This is a genomic window from Pseudoalteromonas sp. APC 3694 (genome assembly GCF_030407565.1).
GTDB classification, from domain to species: Bacteria; Pseudomonadota; Gammaproteobacteria; order Enterobacterales; family Alteromonadaceae; genus Pseudoalteromonas; species Pseudoalteromonas tetraodonis.
In genome coordinates this window covers 1-2,600 of sequence record NZ_JASDDE010000117.1, presented here as the reverse complement: position 1 = coordinate 2,600, position 2,600 = coordinate 1, and the positions used below count along the sequence as shown (strand labels likewise).

3 protein-coding genes are annotated in these 2,600 nt (G+C 35.8%); 2 read left to right on the top strand and 1 reads right to left on the bottom strand.

The window, feature by feature from the left end; genetic code table 11:
• Positions 1 to 530: 530 nt before the first annotated feature.
• A complete protein-coding gene (locus QMA00_RS18725) occupies positions 531 to 848 on the top strand; it encodes a hypothetical protein (protein WP_290158488.1) in 318 nt (105 codons plus the stop codon).
• Between the two features lie 22 nt (positions 849 to 870).
• A complete protein-coding gene (locus tag QMA00_RS18720) occupies positions 871 to 1,137 on the top strand; it encodes a hypothetical protein (RefSeq protein ID WP_290158485.1) in 267 nt (88 codons plus the stop codon).
• A gap of 117 nt (positions 1,138 to 1,254) precedes the next feature.
• Here the strand turns inward: QMA00_RS18720 and QMA00_RS18715 are convergent, their stop codons facing one another.
• Positions 1,255 to 2,319, bottom strand: coding sequence for a hypothetical protein (locus QMA00_RS18715; RefSeq protein ID WP_290158482.1), 1,065 nt, complete (start codon positions 2,317 to 2,319; stop codon positions 1,255 to 1,257).
• Positions 2,320 to 2,600: the final 281 nt, after the last annotated feature.

Below are 2,600 nucleotides of genomic sequence, written 5' to 3'. Positions count from 1 at the left end.
AAAAAGTGATCGGCTTGAATGGTATTGAGCGATCGGCATCATGGTATTACGCAACACCAACAATCGAAAAATATTAAAATAATTATAAATCAGCATTTTGAGTGAATATAAAGAATCTGCATAATTGTTTATGAAATACAAATTCATGCTAAAAACCGTCCGATTAACTTTAAAATGGTCTTTATCAAATCACCTATTTTTCGCTGCCTTAAGTCACGTTATAGCGCTTATTTAAGGCTAACTTATACTAATATAAATTGGTATCCAAATGACACACCAAATATTACCCTTTGAAACAGCGAATATTTTCTATGTGAAACATCATATGCATAACGGTAAAACAAGGCATCTTTTAATGAGCTTTAAAATTAATAACTAACAAAAAGTTCAATTATATTATCGTGACTATGGTAGCAGTCTGTCGCCATCTCCAGTTTAAGATAAAAAAGTCGATATTAGATCCACGGTTTGAATATGTTTTTAACTGAATTTTTCCTATGATTATCTGAAATATTTATGGGGATCAGATCATGAATACTGTAGTTAAAAACTGGCGTATCGTTTCTATTTTTAAAGGTGAAGAAATGGTCGGAAAAATTTTATGGGGTATTTGTGTCGATGATATGACTTACCGATTCGCAGCAGGCGATTACATTAGCACATCAAAAATAGTAGAAGTCTCACCTCACAGCCAGTTAATAAAAACCGTCAGCGGTAGCCTTTATCAAGTTATTGGCGAAGGGCAAAAAGCAGAGGTGCAAATGAAAGACTTCGAACTCCTTCGTCGCGGCTTCAGTCCTGAGCAGATCACCCAATTGAATTTAGCACCAAACGGATTTTTTCATTAACTCTGCCAAATGAGAGCTTATTATGCCAACACAAACAATTAATTTTAACAATGCGGAATGCTCCGCTTGCCATAAAAAACATATCGATATCAAGACTGAGATAGTTGCACCGTCGTCTTCTAGACCTAAAGCCATTCGCAAGAAAATATTTTTTCGGTGCGAAGAACACCTCAATTGTGATGCTGATGAAGTGGAAAAATTGGCACTAGTTAAAGTCCAATTTCAGGATTTAAAAGAAAGTAATCTTGTTGACGGTAAAACTTTCCTGAAGCAACTTAATACTGACTAGTGGGTGAGCAGCTATCGCTCAAAATTTTTCCTCCTTATGTAACGATAGCCTTAGCCTGCCCCTCATAAAAACCATGAAGACTATGCCTCAACATAGCCATCACTTATTGTGAAAAAATTAAGAGGTAAGCTTTTGAGCAGCATTTTCTAGTTTTAGTTTTATATCGTCAGAGATAACTGGAAATGCTATGCCACAATCACCTTCAGGAACTGCTGGTCCATCTTCATCCCACTCATTACCTGTATAAGCATTAATAAGGCGGTAACTATTTTGGGTGATATTTATATCATGTTGTAAGCCAATGAAGTGCCAAAACCACTTTTCTTCATCATCTTTTACGGCCTGTATGATTTCCAGCAATTTATCTCGTGACGGTGAAACAAGCATCTCAGCTTTTATCCAATCGAGAAATACAGAAAATGGAATCACAGGTTCATCCTTATCATGAAAATCAAGCGCGTAAGTAATAGATTCAATCACGGCATAAGGCTCATCAGAAAAATACCCACTCCAGCAATATTTATGGTTTTCACCAAATTGTTCGCTGACTGATTTCAAACTAGATGGACGTGGCAACACCGCATCATGACTGTTTTCGAGTTTTTCTAATAATAGCGTTAATAGTTTTCTATAAGGGGCTATTTGCTGATATTGCTCAGCAACTTCAGACTGAAGCCCGTTAAGTGAATGGTTAGCTAGTTTTTTGCTATACCAATATTCGCCACTTCTGTTATCTGGATTTTCTTCATATTCAGCCAATATCTGCGCGGCAATAACGAGACCAACCAATATTGCTTTTGAATCATTTTCATTTATCTGTGACGTTAAAACATTTAGCATACGCGTTGCACTTAATGCTTCCTCAAAAGAAGCCCCGGCATAAAACGTGTAAATATCCTTTAACGAAATACTGTTGAATTGCTCCCATACTTGCTGGATTCGTTGGCATACCTGAAGCGACTCCATTGCATCAAAGCTGAAACCCTCCATACGTTCAAAGCACTGTATATTGGCTAGCTCAAGGTCTTTAACATTAACGTTAGATGCAACTTGAAATGCCGCATAGCTTTTAAAGCCGCAGAACGCAGCGAATGCTTCATATAAATGGCTTTTCTTAATCGATGGAAGTACTGTTTTTAACTCAGAATGAGCCTTAAAAATGATAGGTTTTAAATTTTTCATATACATATCCATATGCTTGAGACAGTGATTAACTGTTATCAATCATTGCTACACGCGATTACAACATGATCTCTCAAGCCATGTATATATCATCAAAATCAATATTGGGTTTTCTTTACGCCTTTTCAGGTCAATTTACTGTTTTTTACTCACGTGCAAGTATGGCTAGCGCCATCGATAAAGATATAAGGTTTCTTAAATTCAGGCAACTTTTATGAAGAAAATGCTGAAAAAAACTGGTTATGAAAACTTTTTTAAAAAAATTTAAAATTATTTTAATA